Source organism: Vibrio sp. 10N.261.54.A5 (assembly GCF_041471145.1).
GTDB lineage: Bacteria > Pseudomonadota > Gammaproteobacteria > Enterobacterales > Vibrionaceae > Vibrio > Vibrio crassostreae_C.
Genome location: NZ_JBFRNU010000030.1, coordinates 58134 through 76276, shown reverse-complemented (window position 1 = coordinate 76276; position 18143 = coordinate 58134). Strand labels below are relative to the sequence as shown.

Annotated in this window: 12 protein-coding genes and 2 pseudogenes; 4 read left to right on the top strand and 10 right to left on the bottom strand. The window is 43.9% G+C overall.

From position 1 onward, the window contains the following. Window positions 1-71: 71 nt before the first annotated feature. The 3 genes from AB4329_RS09870 to AB4329_RS09860 are packed head-to-tail and all read right to left on the bottom strand — an operon-like array spanning window position 72 to window position 3312. The gene (locus AB4329_RS09870; RefSeq protein ID WP_372138180.1) at window positions 72-545 is read right to left on the bottom strand and encodes a response regulator; all 474 of its coding nucleotides are present in this window, start codon (window positions 543-545) and stop codon (window positions 72-74) included. Continuing rightward, window positions 532-1887, bottom strand: a complete 1356-nt coding sequence (locus AB4329_RS09865) for an ATP-binding protein (RefSeq protein WP_102429250.1) — start codon at window positions 1885-1887, stop codon at window positions 532-534. Before AB4329_RS09865 ends, AB4329_RS09870 begins: the two co-directional genes overlap by 14 nt. A 6-nt stretch (window positions 1888-1893) precedes the next feature. Continuing rightward, on the bottom strand, window positions 1894-3312 hold the full coding sequence (locus AB4329_RS09860; protein ID WP_102332139.1) for a DASS family sodium-coupled anion symporter: 1419 nt from the start codon (window positions 3310-3312) through the stop codon (window positions 1894-1896). Window positions 3313-3796: 484 nt separating this feature from the next. Between AB4329_RS09860 and AB4329_RS09855 the strand changes: the two genes are divergently transcribed. Beyond that, window positions 3797-6814: an EAL domain-containing protein gene (locus AB4329_RS09855; protein ID WP_017069971.1), complete on the top strand. Its 3018-nt coding sequence runs from the start codon at window positions 3797-3799 to the stop codon at window positions 6812-6814. A 122-nt stretch (window positions 6815-6936) separates the two neighbouring features. Then, window positions 6937-7047: pseudogene (locus AB4329_RS09850) on the top strand (DUF3103 family protein); the annotation flags it as partial. 146 nt (window positions 7048-7193) lie between these two features. On the opposite strand, the gene AB4329_RS09845 reads toward AB4329_RS09850, so the two are convergent. Both AB4329_RS09845 and AB4329_RS09840 read right to left on the bottom strand, forming a co-directional pair. After that, a complete protein-coding gene (locus AB4329_RS09845) occupies window positions 7194-7511 on the bottom strand; it encodes a Dabb family protein (RefSeq protein WP_082153926.1) in 318 nt (105 codons plus the stop codon). Window positions 7512-7724: 213 nt separating this feature from the next. Further along, on the bottom strand, window positions 7725-7964 hold the full coding sequence (locus AB4329_RS09840; RefSeq protein WP_372075030.1) for a hypothetical protein: 240 nt from the start codon (window positions 7962-7964) through the stop codon (window positions 7725-7727). 81 nt (window positions 7965-8045) lie between these two features. On the opposite strand from AB4329_RS09840, the pseudogene AB4329_RS09835 reads away from it, so the two are divergent. Further along, window positions 8046-8156 (top strand): annotated as a pseudogene (locus AB4329_RS09835) (LysR family transcriptional regulator); the annotation flags it as partial. 134 nt (window positions 8157-8290) lie between these two features. On the opposite strand, the gene tnaA reads toward AB4329_RS09835, so the two are convergent. The 3 genes from tnaA to AB4329_RS09820 all read right to left on the bottom strand — a co-directional run bounded on the left by tnaA (window position 8291) and on the right by AB4329_RS09820 (window position 13302). Continuing rightward, window positions 8291-9763 carry a tryptophanase gene (gene tnaA, locus AB4329_RS09830; protein WP_372138178.1) on the bottom strand — a complete coding sequence of 491 codons (1473 nt, stop codon included), beginning with the start codon at window positions 9761-9763 and terminating at the stop codon, window positions 8291-8293. 760 nt (window positions 9764-10523) lie between these two features. Beyond that, on the bottom strand, window positions 10524-12200 hold the full coding sequence (locus AB4329_RS09825) for a GTPase family protein (protein ID WP_372138176.1): 1677 nt from the start codon (window positions 12198-12200) through the stop codon (window positions 10524-10526). Continuing rightward, complete coding sequence (locus AB4329_RS09820; protein ID WP_372138175.1) at window positions 12187-13302, bottom strand: YcjF family protein; 1116 nt, start codon at window positions 13300-13302, stop codon at window positions 12187-12189. The genes AB4329_RS09825 and AB4329_RS09820 overlap by 14 nt, the downstream gene beginning before the upstream one ends. Window positions 13303-13541: 239 nt before the next feature. On the opposite strand from AB4329_RS09820, the gene AB4329_RS09815 reads away from it, so the two are divergent. Continuing rightward, a complete protein-coding gene (locus AB4329_RS09815) occupies window positions 13542-14054 on the top strand; it encodes a peptide-methionine (S)-S-oxide reductase (protein WP_017063632.1) in 513 nt (170 codons plus the stop codon). Window positions 14055-14221: 167 nt separating this feature from the next. Here AB4329_RS09815 and AB4329_RS09810 read toward each other — a convergent pair whose 3' ends face one another. Together AB4329_RS09810 and AB4329_RS09805 are read right to left on the bottom strand one after the other, a co-directional pair. Continuing rightward, a complete protein-coding gene (locus tag AB4329_RS09810; protein WP_372138174.1) occupies window positions 14222-15838 on the bottom strand; it encodes a polysaccharide lyase 6 family protein in 1617 nt (538 codons plus the stop codon). 85 nt (window positions 15839-15923) lie between these two features. Continuing rightward, window positions 15924-17696: a sodium:solute symporter family transporter gene (locus AB4329_RS09805; RefSeq protein ID WP_017067389.1), complete on the bottom strand. Its 1773-nt coding sequence runs from the start codon at window positions 17694-17696 to the stop codon at window positions 15924-15926. Between the last annotated feature and the right edge of the window lie 447 nt (window positions 17697-18143).

Below are 18143 nucleotides of genomic sequence, written 5' to 3'. Positions count from 1 at the left end.
AAGCGTCCTTCGGTGCATAGAATTTCAAGCGACTTACACTAGTGAATAATGTAAGTCGCTAACATAAGAGGCTAACGCAAGCGTCTCAACACAACCTGCTGGTCGAGCTCATTCTGATAGTCCGTGTAATCAAGCCCTTGATCAAATATGTACTCAGTGACAAGAGTACGAATGCACTCAACCAATGTGCTTGCTTGCCAAGGCTTTTCAAAGTAACGGTCGATGCCTGCTGCATTAATCGCATTGATGGTATCAGTATGAGTGGCCTGCCCCGTAAGAAGAATTTTCTTGGTATTCGGAAAGCGACTGTCATGGGACACTTCAGTGAGTAACTCCACACCCGTTTTCCCTGGCATCACATGATCAGACACGATGACGGTAATGTGTTCGCCTTCTGCGTCAAGTTCATCAATGAGATCAAGCACTTCTTGCGCTGATTCACAATCTTCAATATTCAGCCAACTCGCCAGCGGCTCTAAATCTTGTATCACTGCGCTCAGTACTTCTCTCTGGTCATCGACACAGATTAAATTAAGCTTCTCCATGTTCACCCTCTATTGGTAACTTGATTCTAAATACCGTTTTAGAAGCATCACTTTTCACAATAATACTTCCGCCATAACCTGCCACAATCCGCTTAACTACTGATAAACCCAAGCCCAATCCAAACGATAAACCACCTTTTTTAGTGGTGAAGTTGGGCTGAAATACCTTTCTACGAGTCGCCTCGTCTATCTCAGGGCCGTTATTCGCGATCGTAACTAATATCCTTTTCTTACTTAATCTGGTTTGAATCTCTATTGCGGCATCGTCTGAATTCGACATTGCATCACAAGCATTCTTTATAATGTTGACCCAAATCTGAACGAGCTCTGTTTTCGAGCCTTTAAAAGACGGTAAATCCGCAGGGCTCAATCGCACAGACACTCTACGTAACTCACTTTGTAGCAACGATAAGGCATGGTTAATGGAGTCGTTAATATCAACCGCTTCTTCGGTGTCGATATCAACTCTGCCAAGTTGTTTAACCGATTTTACGATGCCGACGGTGTGTCTAGATGCCAAACGCAAATCATGTAAATCACAGCCCATCTGCCAAAAACGAATCGCTTCTTCTGGTTTTTTCAGCCAATGCTTTGAAATAACGTCTGTTGCAGATAAAGCATCAATTGGAATCGCCTTTGCAAGAGAGCGAGCAATGTTTTTGTCTAAACCATATTTTCTTTCAAATTGTCGCCCACGTGTTCGTGCTTCTGACGACGACGTTTTCTGACCATGCATTAACCCAAAATCGAAAAATTGACTGGCTTCTGGATGCACTTCTTCAAGCAGATCCATGATGACCGTTTCAAGTCGACCAGATTTACTATTTACGACACCAATAGCGTTGTTAAGCTCATGAGCAATCCCTGCAGCCAATTGACCCAAGGTCGTCATTTGCTCAGCAGTATGTAACTTCTCTAGCGCTTTTTGTTTCGCTATCGCTTCTTGTGTTGCGCGGCGTTGACGACGCGACAACTCATTGACAATTACAGGTGTGAACTGTGCGGTAAGAGGACCAAATTTACGTTCATCTTCTGCAGGCGTGTCTTTATCGATCCACGCTAACTCAACATCGGTTTTAGCAACAACCGTTGAAGATGCTGTCCAATTACCTGAAAAGAAGCTATGAACGCCTATAAAAGCCCCACTACCCGCGCTAAATACTCGCACTTGCGGTGTATTCGCATCGGTATAAAACCCTTCCAGTTCTCCACTAAACACATAATATAAACGAGTGTTTAACGCTGATTGTTCAATAATGGTGTTACCGGCACAGCACGTCACCCGACGTTCTGTTTGGTTAAAATAGCGCTCGATCAGTGCTTCTAGCTTTTGTTGATACACGTATCGTTATCCTATGTGACCAATTGAATGTAGCACCCACACCATAACAAAACTCAGTAGCACACCAACCACACCCAAAATAATACCGATTCTGGCCATTTGATTACTTTGCACATGACCAGTGGCATGAGCCAACGCATTCGGTGGCGTACTGATTGGCAGCGACATACCTAATGAAGCGGCAAAAGTCACAACCAAAATTAACGTTAGCTCACCGCCTAGTGGCGTGAGTGAAGCCATAGACGAACCTAATGCCGCCATAATTGGCATTAACAAGTTAGCCGTTGCGGTATGAGACATAAAGTTTGCCATTACCAAACACAAGAACGCCGCTCCGAACAACACCACATAGGGTGAGTAGCTATCAAACGGAATACTGTGTACCACGAGCTTTGCTAAGCCAGTTTTATCGAGCGCTAAACCAAGCGCAATACCACCTGATACAAGCCACAATACGTCCCAAGAAATTTTCTTCAGGTCTTCTTTATTGATGATCCCTGTGAGTGAGAACACAGCGACAGGAATCAGAGCGACGGTGTAAGAGTTCATGCCATGGCTTGAACCCATTAACCAAAGAATGATGGTCAGCGCAAAAGTGACGTACACCGCAATGGCTTTAGGCGTTTTAAGGAATTTACCTTTGATGCTTAGCTCGATTTTCTTTTGGTCAGCTTTGTACATAAAGCCTATTAAAAACCACGCTAACGCCATCATAATCACAACAAACGGCACACCAAATGCCATCCATTCACCGAACGTAATGAGGTTATCGCCAACTAAATATTTAAGTGCGATAGCGTTCGGAGGGGTACCGATCGGAGTACCAATGCCACCGATGTTAGCGGCAACCGGGATACAAAGCGCAAACGCTACACGACCGGGGTCTTTCGGACCAAACACAGCCAGTACCGGCGTTAAAATAGAGAGCATCATTGCCGTTGTTGCCGTGTTAGACATAAACATCGAAAAGATACCAGTGATCAACATTAAGCCGAGCATCACAAACTTTGGGTCTTGTCCAAATGGCTTCAACAACACGCGAGCTAAGTTTACGTCTAATCGATATTTAGTGGCGGCCATTGCTAAGAAGAAACCACCCAAAAACAGCATGATGATTGGGCTAGCGAATGTCGCCATGATATCGCTGTATTTTAACAGCTCACCAAAATGTTCCTCCCCATGCTCAAACCTTAAAAAGATCAGCCCTTTATCCGACAACATCAATAATTGCAGAACGATAATAACAACAGACGTCGCGTAGATCGGGATGGGCTCGAACACCCAGCACAATGCCGCTAATAAAAAGATCGCGATAACGCGTTGTTGAATAATCGTAAGGCCTTCAAATGGAAACGCTGATAGCGGCATTACGAGGATAATGAAAGGAATTAAAATAGGGATAATGTATTTAATATAGGGGCGCATAGCACAAAAACTCTTCCTGAGATAACAACTACTTAGAAATTAGATTTAAAGTTCTAATTTAGATCCGACAACGAATTATCGACCTCTTATCACTATCTCACTATCGGCTAGATCAATGATTACGTAATCGCGATATCCCCTTTTTCGATTTTGTGCGCTACCTCTACGTTTGTATGTCATTTATTGTTGCAATTAAATTCAGGAGAGTGGTTTCTGCGTTTCTAGTCATAATCCGTTCCGGTTATTCTAGGTACTGTCAGAACAGATCAGTCGCTTAAGTCATGTCCATAAATTGAGGACCGCTTCTGAGTAACCTCTCAAATATATGAGTTAGACTTACTCGGATTGTGCGTGGTTTTGCATTTCCTTTTGCCGTAAGTTTATTTTCAAGCTCGCTTAGTAGAGCATGGAAGAAATAATAAAAAGATACCTATTCTCCCCCGAAAACAGTTCTACACAACACAACTTTCGACCGGCTAATAACATGACTATTGTTACATCTAAAAAACGTCCTACCGTTGGCATTGTGCTGCCTATGCTCAGTGGCTTCTACATGGGCGAGCTAAATGCAACCCTTAGAAGGCTTGCGAAAAACCATAAAGTCAATCTGATCTTCATCCGCTCGGGTGAGCGAAGAGATTTTAAACTTCCTATATATTTTAATCATCTCGATGCCCTTGTGGTCGTTCTCCATGCAGCGACAGTAAAGTTGATCGAAGAAGCTATAAACGCAAACATTCCAGTCATTTCTATTGGAGCAAGCTATGCGCCGCTGCCCGTTGAGCAGTATTATAGTGTGCAAAGCGATGGTGTCACTAAGCTCTATGAATGGTTACAAAGTCAAGGACACGAAGAAATCGGCTTTTGTGGCGATCTCACTGTTAATGATATCAGGTCTCGCTTCAAAGCGTATCAACGCACGGTGATTGATCATAAAGGCTCATTCAACCAACGCCATTTCTTCCGCGTGTCGAATTGTTCTCTATCTGGGGGACGAGAAGCCGCAATAGAATTTATACAGCGTAAATCCAAATGCACTGCGGTTATCTGCGCAACTGACCACAATGCTGTAGGTATGATGGAGCAACTGTCTCACAGCAATATCTCGGTACCTGACGATGTCGCCATCGTAGGCATTGATAATATTTTCGTCGGTCAACAATTCAATCCCAAGTTAACAACAGTAGACCAACAGCTTGAGCTTCTAGCGACGCAAGTATTTCACCGCGTGTTGGAACGTATTTCTGGGAAGCCTTTTAATAATGCCAATAATAGTGTCCCGCAAAAGCTCATCGTTCATCAGTCTTGCGGTAACACAAACCCAGATCTCGAACATAAAGAAGATATCAACTCAACTCGCCAAATCCTCTTAAATGTGCAAGGGCGTTCTCCCGCTGAGATATTCGAAAATTTCTATTCACAAGCACAAGGAGGTTTTGACTCAATTAGAGATGCTCAAAGCCTTTACGGAAACAATCTTGACTGGGCCTGTCTCGCTGAGTGTAATTCGGAGCAATACACTATTAGGAAATGGGTAGAAAAAGGCATGACTCAGCCAACTACCCTACCGCAACAAACAGATATTCAAGACGATATTCGCAATTTCCCATTTTTCGAACGCTATGATCATTTCGTTGCTTCCATTCTTCCTATCAACTCAGGGCAAGAAGATCACTGGAAGCTCGTCGCTGTTGTTGATTCATTGCAAGATCACCAAGATATCGGTACACAATCGGTATTCAACAATTATTTAGATATGCTCGCACTGTTCATCGAGCGCGACGAGCTTATCAATACAAGTAACAATCGTCAGAAGAACTCCCAACAGTTGTTGCAACAGCTCAAAGTAGTATCTAACAGCTCAAACGATGGTATCTGGGATTGGGACTTACTAACCAATACTCTTGTCTGGAACAGTCGGTTAACCAAAATGATTGGCTGTCAAGATACCTTTTCTGATCGTAAGTTAGGATGTGACCATCTGTTCCAATATATACACTCAGAAGACTTAGAACTTCTCGAGTCCGCCATTCATAACCACTTAAACGAAGAAGTACCGTTCAAATGTGAATTCAGGATGAAGACGCAACATCGCGGATATATCTGGGTTCATGCCAATGGCTCAGCGGTTCATAATGCAGAAGGGCAGGCTGTGCGCTTCATTGGCTCAATGACGGATGTAACTCAAGAGCGAGAAGATGCGGAAAAGATTCAACACATGGCGTATTATGATGCGCTTACTGGCATCGCTAATCGCCGGAAAATAATGGAAAGCATCGCGCAACACATTGTGAATCGACCTAACCAAAAACGCGCGGTCATGTTGATGGATCTTAACCGTTTTAAGATTATCAACGACTCTTTTGGTCATCACGTCGGTGATGCACTTCTTTGCCACGTGACCAAACATATTCAGAACGTGCTATCAAGTGAACACCTTGTCGCACGTTTGGGAGGTGACGAATTCTTGTTTTTGTGTAATGTCAGTTCCGAAGCAGACATCAACGCACTCGCCACGCAGATTTTAAATGCCGTTCAAAACCCATTGATCGTTGATGATATTGAGATTATCAGCCAAGGAAGCCTAGGCATCGCTATGTATCCTTATGATGGCGTAAGTGCCGAAGAATTAATTAAGCAGGCCGACATTGCCATGTATCAAGCTAAAAAGCTGGGAGGACAAAGCTATCTCAACTTTCAAAGGTCAATGGCAAAAGAGACGGAAAACATAATCGAAATAGAGCACCAACTCAGTCGTGCCATCGCTCAACAAGAAATAAAGGTGCACTACCAACCTCAATATTGTGGGCAAGATGAAAAGATTACTGCTGTTGAAGCACTAGCAAGATGGGAATCTCCTACATTGGGGGATGTCCCTCCTGACCAGTTTATCGAGGTTGCTGAATCAGCTGGCCTAATCAGCAAGCTTGGTGAATGTATCATTCATCGAGTTTGTAAGGATGTTGAAGGATCTGAATGGCTACAAACCATGAGCCATATTTCCATTAATATCAGTGCAAAACAGCTGATACAGCCTCACTTCGCTCAAGAAATCATTCGAACTATTCGCCAATACCAGCTTCCTTTGACGTTATTCTGTATTGAGATAACCGAGTCAGCAGCAATTGTCGATTACGAGTTATGCATAAACTCACTTAAAGAACTACACGATGTAGGAATTTCTATCTCTCTTGACGATTTTGGCACGGGATTCTCTTCTCTATCTTTACTAAAGCAACTTCCACTAAGTGAAGTAAAGATCGACCGTTCATTTATCTCTGACATAACTCAAGGGCAGACCAACTTAGACTTCGTCAACACTATGATCATGATGGGTAAAAGCTTGGGCTATCGTGTTGTAGCTGAAGGGGTGGAAACTGCTGATCATAACCAACGCCTAAACGGACTGGGGATAGATCTGCTGCAAGGTTATTACTTCAGTAAACCTCGACCATTAAGTGAACTGGAATCAGAAGTGGCTATCAAATTGACTAGAGCTTAACCGTGGCACAACGGCATTATTTAAAAGTAATGCCATTCTTATTCACGCTTTGCGTTAACTTTACTGCCTATTGGCAGGTTAACGGAATAAAAATGAGCGTAAACAGTAGATGACATAAAGGTCGTTTAGAACCACAGATAGACCTCGTTGAGATGCCTTATCTGGACTACGACAAACAGACGTACTACCCCAATCAGACAGTTATCTTCTGGCCTCGCTACCGCTGGGGCGCAGGCGGGAATGCTGTCGCATCGTTTGCACCAGTCACTATTTCGCCAACAGAGTAAGTCGTTTCTTATTGAGTTAGGGCTTAATCGCTAGGCCCTAACTCTTCATTATCGAAGGTAAGTAAAACACAAGAGACCTACTCAGAACCTAATTACAGGGAGTAATCAAACACAATGATGTCTTCTAAAAGCGGACGAAACACATCTTTCAGCGCATCATGCTCAGGGTGCGGAAGGTAATTCTGACGGCCTTCTTCATCGGCGAACGTCATTAACACCGAGTGGGTATAACCTTGATTCTTGTTTTCAGGGCTGTCATTTAATCCCCATTCTACTGAAGTGACCCCTTCAACCTTGTTTGGCATCGCTTCAAACAGCATCTTTAGTTTTTGAACCTCTGAAGCCTCAGCGTTTTCTTTAAACTTAATCAGTAGAATATGACGAATCATTCCCGTTTCTTTTCGAGTCATTCCTATCCCTTTTCGAATCGTTCGCTTGCTCGTTTGTCATGCTTAACCAACACCGAGTCGCGTTCTTAAGTTAGAGGAGAACAAAATGCCACACGTTACACAACATGCCAAGGCTAGAACGCTGGATTTTATAAAATAACCCAAATCCCAACACAAAAATGCTGCACCCAAGGGCGCAGCATTTCTCATGACAATGGTAAGCACGTTTTAACGTTAATCACGACGACCTGTAAGCTGGATCGTTTGGTCTTGATCGACGCTCTTGTGGAATTTTATTCCGCCATTAGCGGCGTCATTTCTTCCTTCAAGCACTGGATCAGATTCAACACGCTCAGCCTTTACTTGATTACCTTCGCTTCTCGTCATATCGAGAGTACTCGCATAAGTACCGTCAGCCGCGAAAGCCGTGTTCATAGATAAAGCCATCAATCCAAGTGCGATTAACTTGTTCATACATCACCTCATTGTATTTCTAATTCTTTGTTCGTTTGGTATCTGTGTTTTTGTTGGAGTAACTTTAACAATCGAACATGAACCATAGATGTGAGCGATGTGATGAGCTGTCGCCGCTCGCAAAAAGACGCACCTTTGAATCAGTGGTTATTCCAAATGTTGAAATCTACCCTGAAAAACAAACAAGCGTAGTTCAGCTTTTAACGGGTTAACTACTTAAAGGCTAAAAGACTTAACTGCCTAACTCCCCTACGATCCAAAAAAGAAAAGGCTCCCGAGGGAGCCTTTGATTATGTTTCTAGTGACTATTCGCTTATGTTTTTATTTTAAAATGCTTCTTCGAGCGTTTGTTCGTTCTTTTTTTCTGTTTGTTTCTCGCTGGTCTCTACCTCTTTCAAGCGCGCAGTGAAGTGTCTTAACACTGGCGGTTCATAGGTAAAGTCGAGCCCTTTCACTTTGCTTGCGTTCTCTTTCACTTTTTCGAACGCTTCAATAATGAAATCCATATGGGTTTGCGTATAAGTGGCACGTGGAATGGTTAAGCGTAATAATTCTGCAGGACATGGATGTTGCTCGCCCGTTGCAGGGTCACGACCTTGCAGCAAAGACCCAATCTCAACCGCTCTGATACCCGCGACTTTATAGAGTTCGCACGCCAAAGCATGTGCGGGAAACTGACCAGCCGGGATATGAGGCAGCAATTTACCCGCATCGACAAACGCAGCATGACCGCCTGCTTGCTGGCACACGATGCCCATCGCTTCTAAGCCATCAACAAGGTATTGAACCTGGCCAATACGGTACTCTAACCAATCTTGGCGCATGCCGTCATAAAGGCCAACCGCAAGACGCTCCATCGCGCCACCTTCTAAGCCACCATAGGTTGGGAAGCCCTCTTGCACCACACACAAGGTTCGACACTCTGTGTACACATCCATGAAAGCGTCGTCTTTAAAGCACAACAAGCCGCCCATTTGTACCATGGCATCTTTCTTGGCAGACATAGCTAAACCATCCGCGTATTTGTAAGACTCACGCGTGATCTGTTCGATTGTCCAATCCTGATAACCCGCTTCACGTTGTTGAATGAAGTAGGCATTTTCTGCGTAGCGTGCCGAGTCCATGATCACAGGAATATCGTACTTCTGAGCGATTTCATACACGGCTTTTAGATTGGCGATAGACACTGGCTGTCCACCAGCAGAGTTACAAGTAATGGTGCTCACAATGTAGGGAACATTGGCTGCGCCCGCTTCTAAGATCGCTTCTTCCAGCTTCACCACATCGAAGTTGCCTTTGAAATCCGCGTTCACTGAGGTATCGAACGCTTCTTTGGTATAAACGTTCTTCGCCACACAGCAATTCACTTGGGTGTGGCCTTGTGTTGTATCGAAGAAGTAGTTCGACAAGGCGACCATTTTGCTGCGATCGAGCCCTTTCTCCATTTCACGCTTCTTAATAAGAACCGGAATGTAGATCTGCTCTGCACCGCGTCCTTGGTGTGTTGGAATCGTCAACTCGTAACCGAAGATATCCTTAACCGCATTCGACAATGCGTAGTAACTGCGGCTACCACTATAAGCTTCATCACCCATTAACATCGCGGCTTGCATACGCTGAGTGATAGATCCTGTTCCGCTGTCTGTCAGTAAGTCGATAAACACATCATCACTGTCGAGCAAAAATGGGTTCATGCCCGCGTCGACAATGGCTTGTTCACGATAGGCGCGAGTTGTTCTTTTTACTGGCTCTACAACACGAATACGAAACGGTTCTGGTAGATGTTTGAAGTTTTCCATAATAATACCTTTCAATACATTCCGATCAGGTCGAAATGTATTTTCTTTAGATGTCACGAGTCCTCACTATTAAATTAATAGTTCCGTATAAAGATACACAGAAAATTAACAGTGAAAATAAACAAATTAAATAATGACTTATTAATCAAACCTAAACAGAGGCTAAGATAATTAGCGAGAACGACAAAAAACGAATACCCTACACGGAATAATAAGTGCGACATTCATACGTTCAAAGGTTATCAAAGCTGCTGATAGGTAAACAAAGCTCGCTGCTTTGCTGGCGCGTGACGCCTAGAGGGTACTACTCTGAAGAAAGGTGGAACGAGAGTTGGTGATCTAAGGTATACCAAGCTAACAAGGTTAGCCAAGTTGTTGATTGCCATTTCAGATACATGTTCACAATATATCCCTACGTTGAAATCAAGATGATCCGAAGTTTAAATATAGTGCAATTGTTTTATAAATACAGCTTAAAAAAGTATAAATGTGATCAATATTTAGAATGATGATTAAATACGATAGCGTGTTATATAAAATGTGAATCACAGCTGTTTATATACTATTAAACTAGTTCAGCGAGAACCTTAATAATATCAAATCCCTTTTGAAATCAACACTTCTCTAATAAGGGGCGAAGATAGCTGTTTTCTAAAAAAGCCATCATCTAATAAAGCCAAGATCCAAAACTCGCCGATCTAGAAAAGATAAATTCTGATGAGGCTCAAACCTCACCAGAACCGTATTCGCAGTGAATGACTTACTTCTTCTTCACGGCTTGCTTGATGGCCATTTCAGCCAGTTTTGGTGTCGCCGCTTTCAATGCGCTGGGTGCCACCTTCTTACCCACTTTGACTGCTTTATTCAGTTGGCCTTTAACCGACGAGCCTCTTTTCATGGCTTCTAAACGTTGGCGGTTTCTCTGAACGTTATTTGCGTCAGCGATACGCTCTATCAACGTCTGCCTTAAAGTATCTAAACCAAACTGTACCTTTTCTGGCGCAATCGCCAGCGGTAACACGATATCGGTTTGCAGCAATATATGATTGTATTCGAGCGCTTGAGCAATGATCTTCGCTTTGGTCGATGTTGGATTCTCTAAGTCATACGGTGGCTGCCAATCGTCTACAGGCTTTAATCTGTCTACCTGATTCACAACCGACACCACAATCGGTTTCTTGCGTGAGATGTTCTTAGGATCGTCATAGAAAGCATCAAATCTATCTTTCAATTGCTTATCCAAATCACGTGCAGACTGATTGGCTTTAAGCACCCATAGCACCACATCCGCTTGGGTCATCTCTTTCAGCATTAAGGCTTCGGTTTTAGGGTTGCCATCAAGCCCTTGAAGATCAACAACGCGAACATCATTGTCGTCGACAAATGCGTTGTATACGGTTGAAGTGTCGGTTGATGGCAGTACATCGACCTCGGCAACCAACTCTTGCTTAAGCGCATTGATAAGTGAAGATTTACCAGAACTGGTTTGCCCCACCAGCACGATTCGCACAGGCTCTAATTCAGGAGCAAAGCGTTGTTCGTCGAGTTCAGAAACATCGGACGCTTTCAATGCTTCATCTTCAATGCTGAAACGTCCGCTATAGAGATCAATCGCCACCGCCGCAACTTCATCTAATAAGGCTTGTTTGGCGGCGTATTGCATGTCATCAACCACACCTCTTGTCATTGAAGATGTCGCTTGCTCTCTCCCTAAATCAGAAACAACTTTTAACGGGTTCAAATAGAGGTTTTTGAGGTGATTCCCCCAAATAGCGGCCTTAACGATCTTCTGCCCTAGCTCACCGTATTTATCGTAGGCTTCGTAGCCCGCCTTAATGTAAGAAACCTTGAGATACTCAATGCCCGGTATATGCTCTCGCACTACCAGTTTGTAGCGTCGGCTTACCTCTTCGAACAGCTTTAGCCCTTCAGGAATCGAGAAATCGAGCGATTTCTTATCAAACTTTTTCGCAACAAATTCAAGTACCTCTAAACCGGTTTGGTCTAGGTTACCCCACTCTATGTCGACCATTAATTGTTGGCGTACATGGTGTTTTGAATCATTCCAGATCGACAGTTCTTTTTGAGACCAATCAGCCGAAGCCTTAACCAATGCATCGTTGATATCAGCTTTTTTATGCTGTGATTCAGCTTCAGCAGTATCCTCGCCAAGGCCGCCACTCTCTTTAGTCGAGAAAGACTCTTTATTTGAAGAGCGGCTTGAAGAACGGCTAGAAATGAATAAAGGAATGGTGAACACCAAGGTACTCACGGCAATGGCAATCGACATTTCGAGTAGATAACCGTATTTGATCGCCAAGAAGACACCAAAACCCATCATGATAATGCTTGGGAAGATCGCCGAAATCAGGGCAATGCCCCAGCGTCCGCTCGATAGCACCGCCAGTAATCGAAATAGGTTTCTAATTTTCTTCATAACCCGACGCCGCCTTTCCTTTTTTCAGAGATTCTTTGTAGATCTTCTGCATCTCTTGTTCAGACACTTCTTCACCTTTGTTCTTATGATAGAAGTAAAAACAAGCCGCGCGACCTAAACCATAAGAGGTGCCGAAACTCATTGCCGCTGCAGCCACCGCACCTACCGTTTGACCATAAACTGGAATCAGCTTTATCAACTGTCGAGTGCCCAGCTTCATTCCGTATTGCAAAGCAAAGCTGCTTCCCAGAGTGCCTATCAACTCACTAAAGACTCTCTTATTCCATTCGACCCCATATTGATTGGCCAAGCTGTGAAGCATTTTGGCTTGAATCGCAGGTACCGACACCAAACCAACACCCGGAATCAGGTCACTCGCTGCGGCACTTCCTGCATACCAAAGCACTTCGTTTTCTACTTGATCAAAGTTGGCTTCTTCTTGCGTGGAATGTTCTTTGTCTTGCACCATCATTCCTATCACCGGAAGAATACTGCTCAGCTTTTCTAACAAGATGTCATAGTTGTAAACCGCTTCGCTGTTAGACATAGCGTTGTCATCCGTTTCGAAATCGACCGCTACCGATTCAAACTCTTTACCCCAAGCCTTCTCTACTTGGTTGCTGTTGAACTGAATTTGCCTTGCTCGATCTGGTTCACTGGAAGACAACACCGCCGTATGAACCAGCAACAAGTGTTTAATCTTCTTCTGTTTCTTAATCTGTTTTAGAGCCGTAAGCACAGCGGATTGTTCAGGTTCGTCGGCTTTCATTACAACGACTAACGCATTACCTGCCTGACCAATCTCTTCCAAATCCTCTTTCGCATCGTAATTCGCTTCGCTGAGTCCTCTGGTATCAAGAAACCTCATCACGGGTTTGTCTTGCGGAAACTCATACGACATCGCCGTCATGGTACAAGGCGCAAAACCATTGCCCACTTCTACAGAAGAGTCGCCCGTGACCGCTTGAATAAACGATGACTTGCCCGCCCCCGTTTTGCCCAACAGCCACAATGTAGGAAGATGCTTGCGCTGATATTCATGAGCCTGAGTCAAGTCTGAGTTCTTGCTCGGATTAATGAAGTCTTTTATTTGATCAAACATGTTTAGAGTAACGCTCACTTGATGTTGAGATTCGAGTTGATGACAAAGCAATACTGACTTATATAATCACAAATCATATTAAACTTATGTTTGTTCAGTCGCACAGGTTTACAATGCCTAAACGCTTGTTTTTATTTGCGCGCTCATTTTTATAGACGCTTTTTTATACGTACGGGTATCATCGTATTGATTCGGGTACCTAACGAACATCAACAAACACAGAGAGCTCAAAGAGAAGTATGGAACAAATTTATTTAGCTGGCGGCTGCTTGTGGGGTGTACAAGAATTTATTAAGTACGTTCCTGGTGTTATCAGCACAGAAGCAGGCCGTGCTAATGGAAGCGCCCAGCCAACAGAGAACAAAACGACACAAAGCGACGGCACACAAAGCGATTACAATGGCTACGCGGAGTGCGTACAAATTGAATTTGATCCAAACATCACGTCAGTCACGATTTTGATGGAACACTTGTTTGAGATTATCGACCCTTACAGCTTGAATAAACAAGGTGTCGATGTCGGAGAGAAATACCGCACAGGTGTATACAGCACTAATGCAGAACACTTAACCGAAGCTAAGCACTATATTTCTTCAAGAGATGATGCCGACCGTATCGCTGTTGAGGTGTTGCCGTTGACCAATTATGTTGCCAGCGACGACATCCACCAGCATCACTTAAGTCACTTCCCTGAAGATCACCACTTATGCCATATCCCTTGGGATCTGCTGCATAAGTATAAATCACAGTAGTCACGACGTAAGATCGAGATAGTCACAACCTAAGATCGATAAAGCCTCAACAGACATTATCTGTTGAGGCTTTTTAAGTGTTAATGGTCAAGACAGCTATCGTGAATTGATTTGATAGCTCAAACCATTAAGCATTAGCCATTAAGTAATGACCCATAGCCAATAAATTACTTAGTCGTATTCTCAAGCACGTAGTCTGGACCCGCTGTTTCAGCTGTCACAACCGCAAGTTTAGACACGTCTGCACCTTCGCCTTGATAAGCGTTGATACCGTTCTCAACCGTCATTTTTGGCAGTTCAACCGAATAGCTTTCAATCAACCCAGAATCCGTTACTTGACCTACGTAAGTTTCGTCTGTGTAGGTTGCGCCGACTAATGGGTAATCTTGCGTTGCACGGACACTTACAAACTCAGGAGATTGCGAGTTATCAACCACGTTGTGTTTGAACGCCACATCAACGCCCGCATAAATGCCTTCCACTTCTGCGTTGTCAAACAAACTTACACGGTGGCTTTGGTTGCCGTAAACAATGCCCCACTCAGTGTCGACTAGAGAGTTATTCTCGATGGTGATGTTTTTCGGTGTCCACTGCTTGTTCAGCTCTTTGCCTTTCACCGATTGATCTAGCTGCTCACCATTCGCTACGTCGATAATACCTGTGTTAATAACAATGCCGCCACGTAGGTCAGCGTTGCCTTCGATCAAACCATCGCGGCCTCGAGTGTTTGCAATGTAGTTATTGCGAATCACATGACCTTCATCGTAGATACGGACGCCGCCGGTTAGGCGCTTTCCATTGCCAAGAATCATGTTGTTCTCAACCGTGTTGCCTTTTCCGTGACGCAGTGAAATAAGCGCGGTGCTTTGGAAAATAGTATTACCTGAGATCGTGTTGTCGCCCGACTTAATCGAGATAAGCTCACGCTCACCATCCATATCGATCATCAGGTTGTTCACGAACTTAGAACTTGAATCCCACTGTGAAGCTTTAGAATCACCAATACGGATCGCTTCCCAGCTGTTGCCGTTGTAACGAATCGCTTCTTTGATATCGAATTCATTGAATTGGTTAGGCTTTTGATCCATGAAGATATTATTTGCGATCAGGTGGTTGTCGGCTGTGTCATCTTTTTGTACACCGATCAAAGTGCCGCGTTTTTGCTTACCTTCGAAACGGTTGTTGATGACTTTGCCATCTTTACCCCATAGAGAAACCCATAGGTACTTTGGATACTCAGAACGACGCTCGTCTGGCTCGTACGTGTAATCATGGTTGAAGTAGTAGAATGTTGAGTTTTGCAGCGTGTTGCCATTACCCATCATACGTACTGCACCAAAGCGTTCGTTAGGACCGCCCTCAGTAAATACCAAGCCATCAAGCGTGATGTCATCGCCTTTCAGTTCAAACTGAATCAAACCAGTGATCCACGCAGAGCCTGCTTGCTCAGCCTTGATAGTGATGTCATTCGCCGTGATCGTCACTTGACCTAAGTTCGCGTATTTACCGGCAGGGATAACCACTTCGTCGCCATCTTTTAGGTTTTCAAATTGTGCTTTAAGCGCAGCCACTTGCTCTTCCGAAGCAACGGCTAAAGTGTCGCCATCTACCTCTGTTAAGCGGTCACTGCTCAATAGGTAACTACGGTCAATTTCGCTAACAGCAGGCGTAGCTTGTTCAGCGACACTGACTACGGGTGCTGTTTTTTCTTGTGTTGTACAGCCTGTTGCAAAAGCGAGTGTGAACGCGCTAATAATGCTTACCGATAATAGTTTTTTGTTCATCGTACATCTCACATTAAAGTTTGGATTATAAAAATGACGACCACCCGTTCAGGTGGCCGTGATGTTATTTAGGATGCGTATTAAATTAGCCTTCGGCTGGAGTCACTTCGTCTTGTTGCTCGACTTTGTCATCGACTGCTTTAACAAGTAACAGACCAACAGAGAACACAATCAAGCCACACAGAACGAATACCATGCGTCCCCACATTGGGTTTGGCAGTACGAACATAGTCATTACGCCCACACCCGCTACCGCGATAAGTGAACCCAACATACGACGTTGCTTGTTATCCAGTTTCTTCTGTTCATTACTTTCAGCAACTAGTGGCGTCGCTAGGTTGTTGAAGAACTTGTCTACGTCTTTCTCACGGTGCTCAGCAAGAGGCTTGTAGAACAGTGTTGAAAGAACAAAGAAGCCAGCAGTAAATATGATGTGACCGATAAGGCCGATAGCCACTTTCAGGTCAGCCCACTCACGGCCAGTTAGTTCATTTAGACCGAACCAGTTTTGAATCATGTCCGCAGTGATAACGAAACCAACGAAGTAAGAAACCACACCACCTACAACTAGCGTGCCCCAACCTGCCCAATCCGGTGTTTTACGGATGAAGAAGCCACAGAATGCTGGAATTGTCATTGGGAAGCCGATCAATGCGCCCACGTACATCATGGTGTCGAAAAGGCTCAGACCTTTAAGAGAGTTGATGAACAGAGCAACCAAGATGATCGCGATACCGAAGAAGGTAGACGTTAGTTTAGAAACAACCATTAGCTCTTTCTCTGTCGCTTTAGGACGAAGAATCGGCTCGTAGAAGTTCTTAACGAAGATACCTGAGTTACGGTTTAGACCTGAGTCCATTGAAGACATTGTTGCTGCGAACATAGCGGCAATCAGAAGGCCAACCATACCTGCAGGCATGTATTCTTGAACGAAGTAAAGGTAAGCGAAGTCAGCGGCTTTGCTGCCAGCTTCTGGGTAAGCAGCTGCTAAATCAACACCTTGACCAGCCATGAACCAAGAAGGCATGAACCAGATGATTGGACCAAGCGTCATTAGTACACAAGCAAGCAGTGCTGCTTTACGTGCGTTGTTTGAATCTTTTGCAGCAAGGTAACGGTAAGAGTTAAGCATGTTGTTGGTAATGCTGAACTGCTTTAAGAAGATGAACACAGCCCAGATGCTGAAGATGCTCATGTAGTTAAGGTTGTCACCCGTGATGAACGAATCCGTTGGGAAGTCGCTAATGATCTGCGTAACACCGCCACCGTGGTAAATAGCAACGACTGCACATGTCACCGTTACTGCCATGATGATAACCATCTGCATAAAGTCAGATGCGATTACCGCCCAAGAGCCGCCCGTCACTGACATCACCAGTACAACCAGACCCGTTAGGACAATCGTCGTTGTCATATCAAAGCCGAAGATACCCGATGCGATGATTGCTAGACCATTCAACCAAATACCTGCAGAGATAACGCTGTTTGGCATACCAGACCAAGTAAATACTTGCTCATTCACCTTACCAAAACGCATACGAATCGCTTCAATTACCGTCACAACACGCAGTTGACGGAACTTCGGAGCGAAGTAAAGGTAGTTCATTAGGTAACCGAATGCGTTCGCGATGAAGATAATCGCTACGGCAAAGCCATCGGTAAAGGCTTTACCTGCTGCACCAGTAAATGTCCAAGCACTGAACTGGGTCATAAATGCGGTTGCACCTACCATCCACCACAGCATATTACCTCCCCCACGGAAGTAATCACTTGTCGTACTTGTAAACGTTCGAAACATCCACCCTATCGCAATTAAGAATAGGAAGTAGATGCCAACTATCAGGGTATTGAGTTCCATCGTTAGACCTTTTATTTATGTTTTTTTGTTGAGGTCACTATAAATAAATGGCAAGCATATTTGTACTACAATAATCCAAATGCGTGACAATGATCTTACAGTCTGACACTCAATTAATCATACAAGTGATCGAGTTCAAAGTTGCACCACCTAGGAGCGCAATTCCTCAAGTCAGTGCAGTTATCCGCACTAAATTTCGACCAAAACCCCGAAAAACATGAACAAAGTCTCTAAAAATCGAAGATTCATCGTTAAAAACTATTATTCTTGACGATCAAAGCTTAAAGAAGAGCAGCAAAAATATCGTTAGATATAATTTATAAAAATGAATTAAACCAATGCATTTGTAGTACAAATAAGATCGATAATTTGCTTTTAAAAGTTCCCTATATTAGGCAGCCAATAATGAAAACTTGAAAACCACTATTAGATACTGACAGGGATACA

Coding starts and splice junctions, on each gene's coding strand:
- AB4329_RS09870 (WP_372138180.1), bottom strand. CDS start 545: ATGGAGAAGCTTAATTTAATCTGTGTCGATGACCAGAGAGAAGTACTG.
- AB4329_RS09855 (WP_017069971.1), top strand. CDS start 3,797: ATGACTATTGTTACATCTAAAAAACGTCCTACCGTTGGCATTGTGCTG.
- AB4329_RS09840 (WP_372075030.1), bottom strand. CDS start 7,964: ATGAACAAGTTAATCGCACTTGGATTGATGGCTTTATCTATGAACACG.
- AB4329_RS09845 (WP_082153926.1), bottom strand. CDS start 7,511: ATGACTCGAAAAGAAACGGGAATGATTCGTCATATTCTACTGATTAAG.
- AB4329_RS09825 (WP_372138176.1), bottom strand. CDS start 12,200: ATGAAGAAAATTAGAAACCTATTTCGATTACTGGCGGTGCTATCGAGC.
- tnaA (WP_372138178.1), bottom strand. CDS start 9,763: ATGGAAAACTTCAAACATCTACCAGAACCGTTTCGTATTCGTGTTGTA.
- AB4329_RS09860 (WP_102332139.1), bottom strand. CDS start 3,312: ATGCGCCCCTATATTAAATACATTATCCCTATTTTAATTCCTTTCATT.
- AB4329_RS09820 (WP_372138175.1), bottom strand. CDS start 13,302: ATGTTTGATCAAATAAAAGACTTCATTAATCCGAGCAAGAACTCAGAC.
- AB4329_RS09805 (WP_017067389.1), bottom strand. CDS start 17,696: ATGGAACTCAATACCCTGATAGTTGGCATCTACTTCCTATTCTTAATT.
- AB4329_RS09810 (WP_372138174.1), bottom strand. CDS start 15,838: ATGAACAAAAAACTATTATCGGTAAGCATTATTAGCGCGTTCACACTC.
- AB4329_RS09815 (WP_017063632.1), top strand. CDS start 13,542: ATGGAACAAATTTATTTAGCTGGCGGCTGCTTGTGGGGTGTACAAGAA.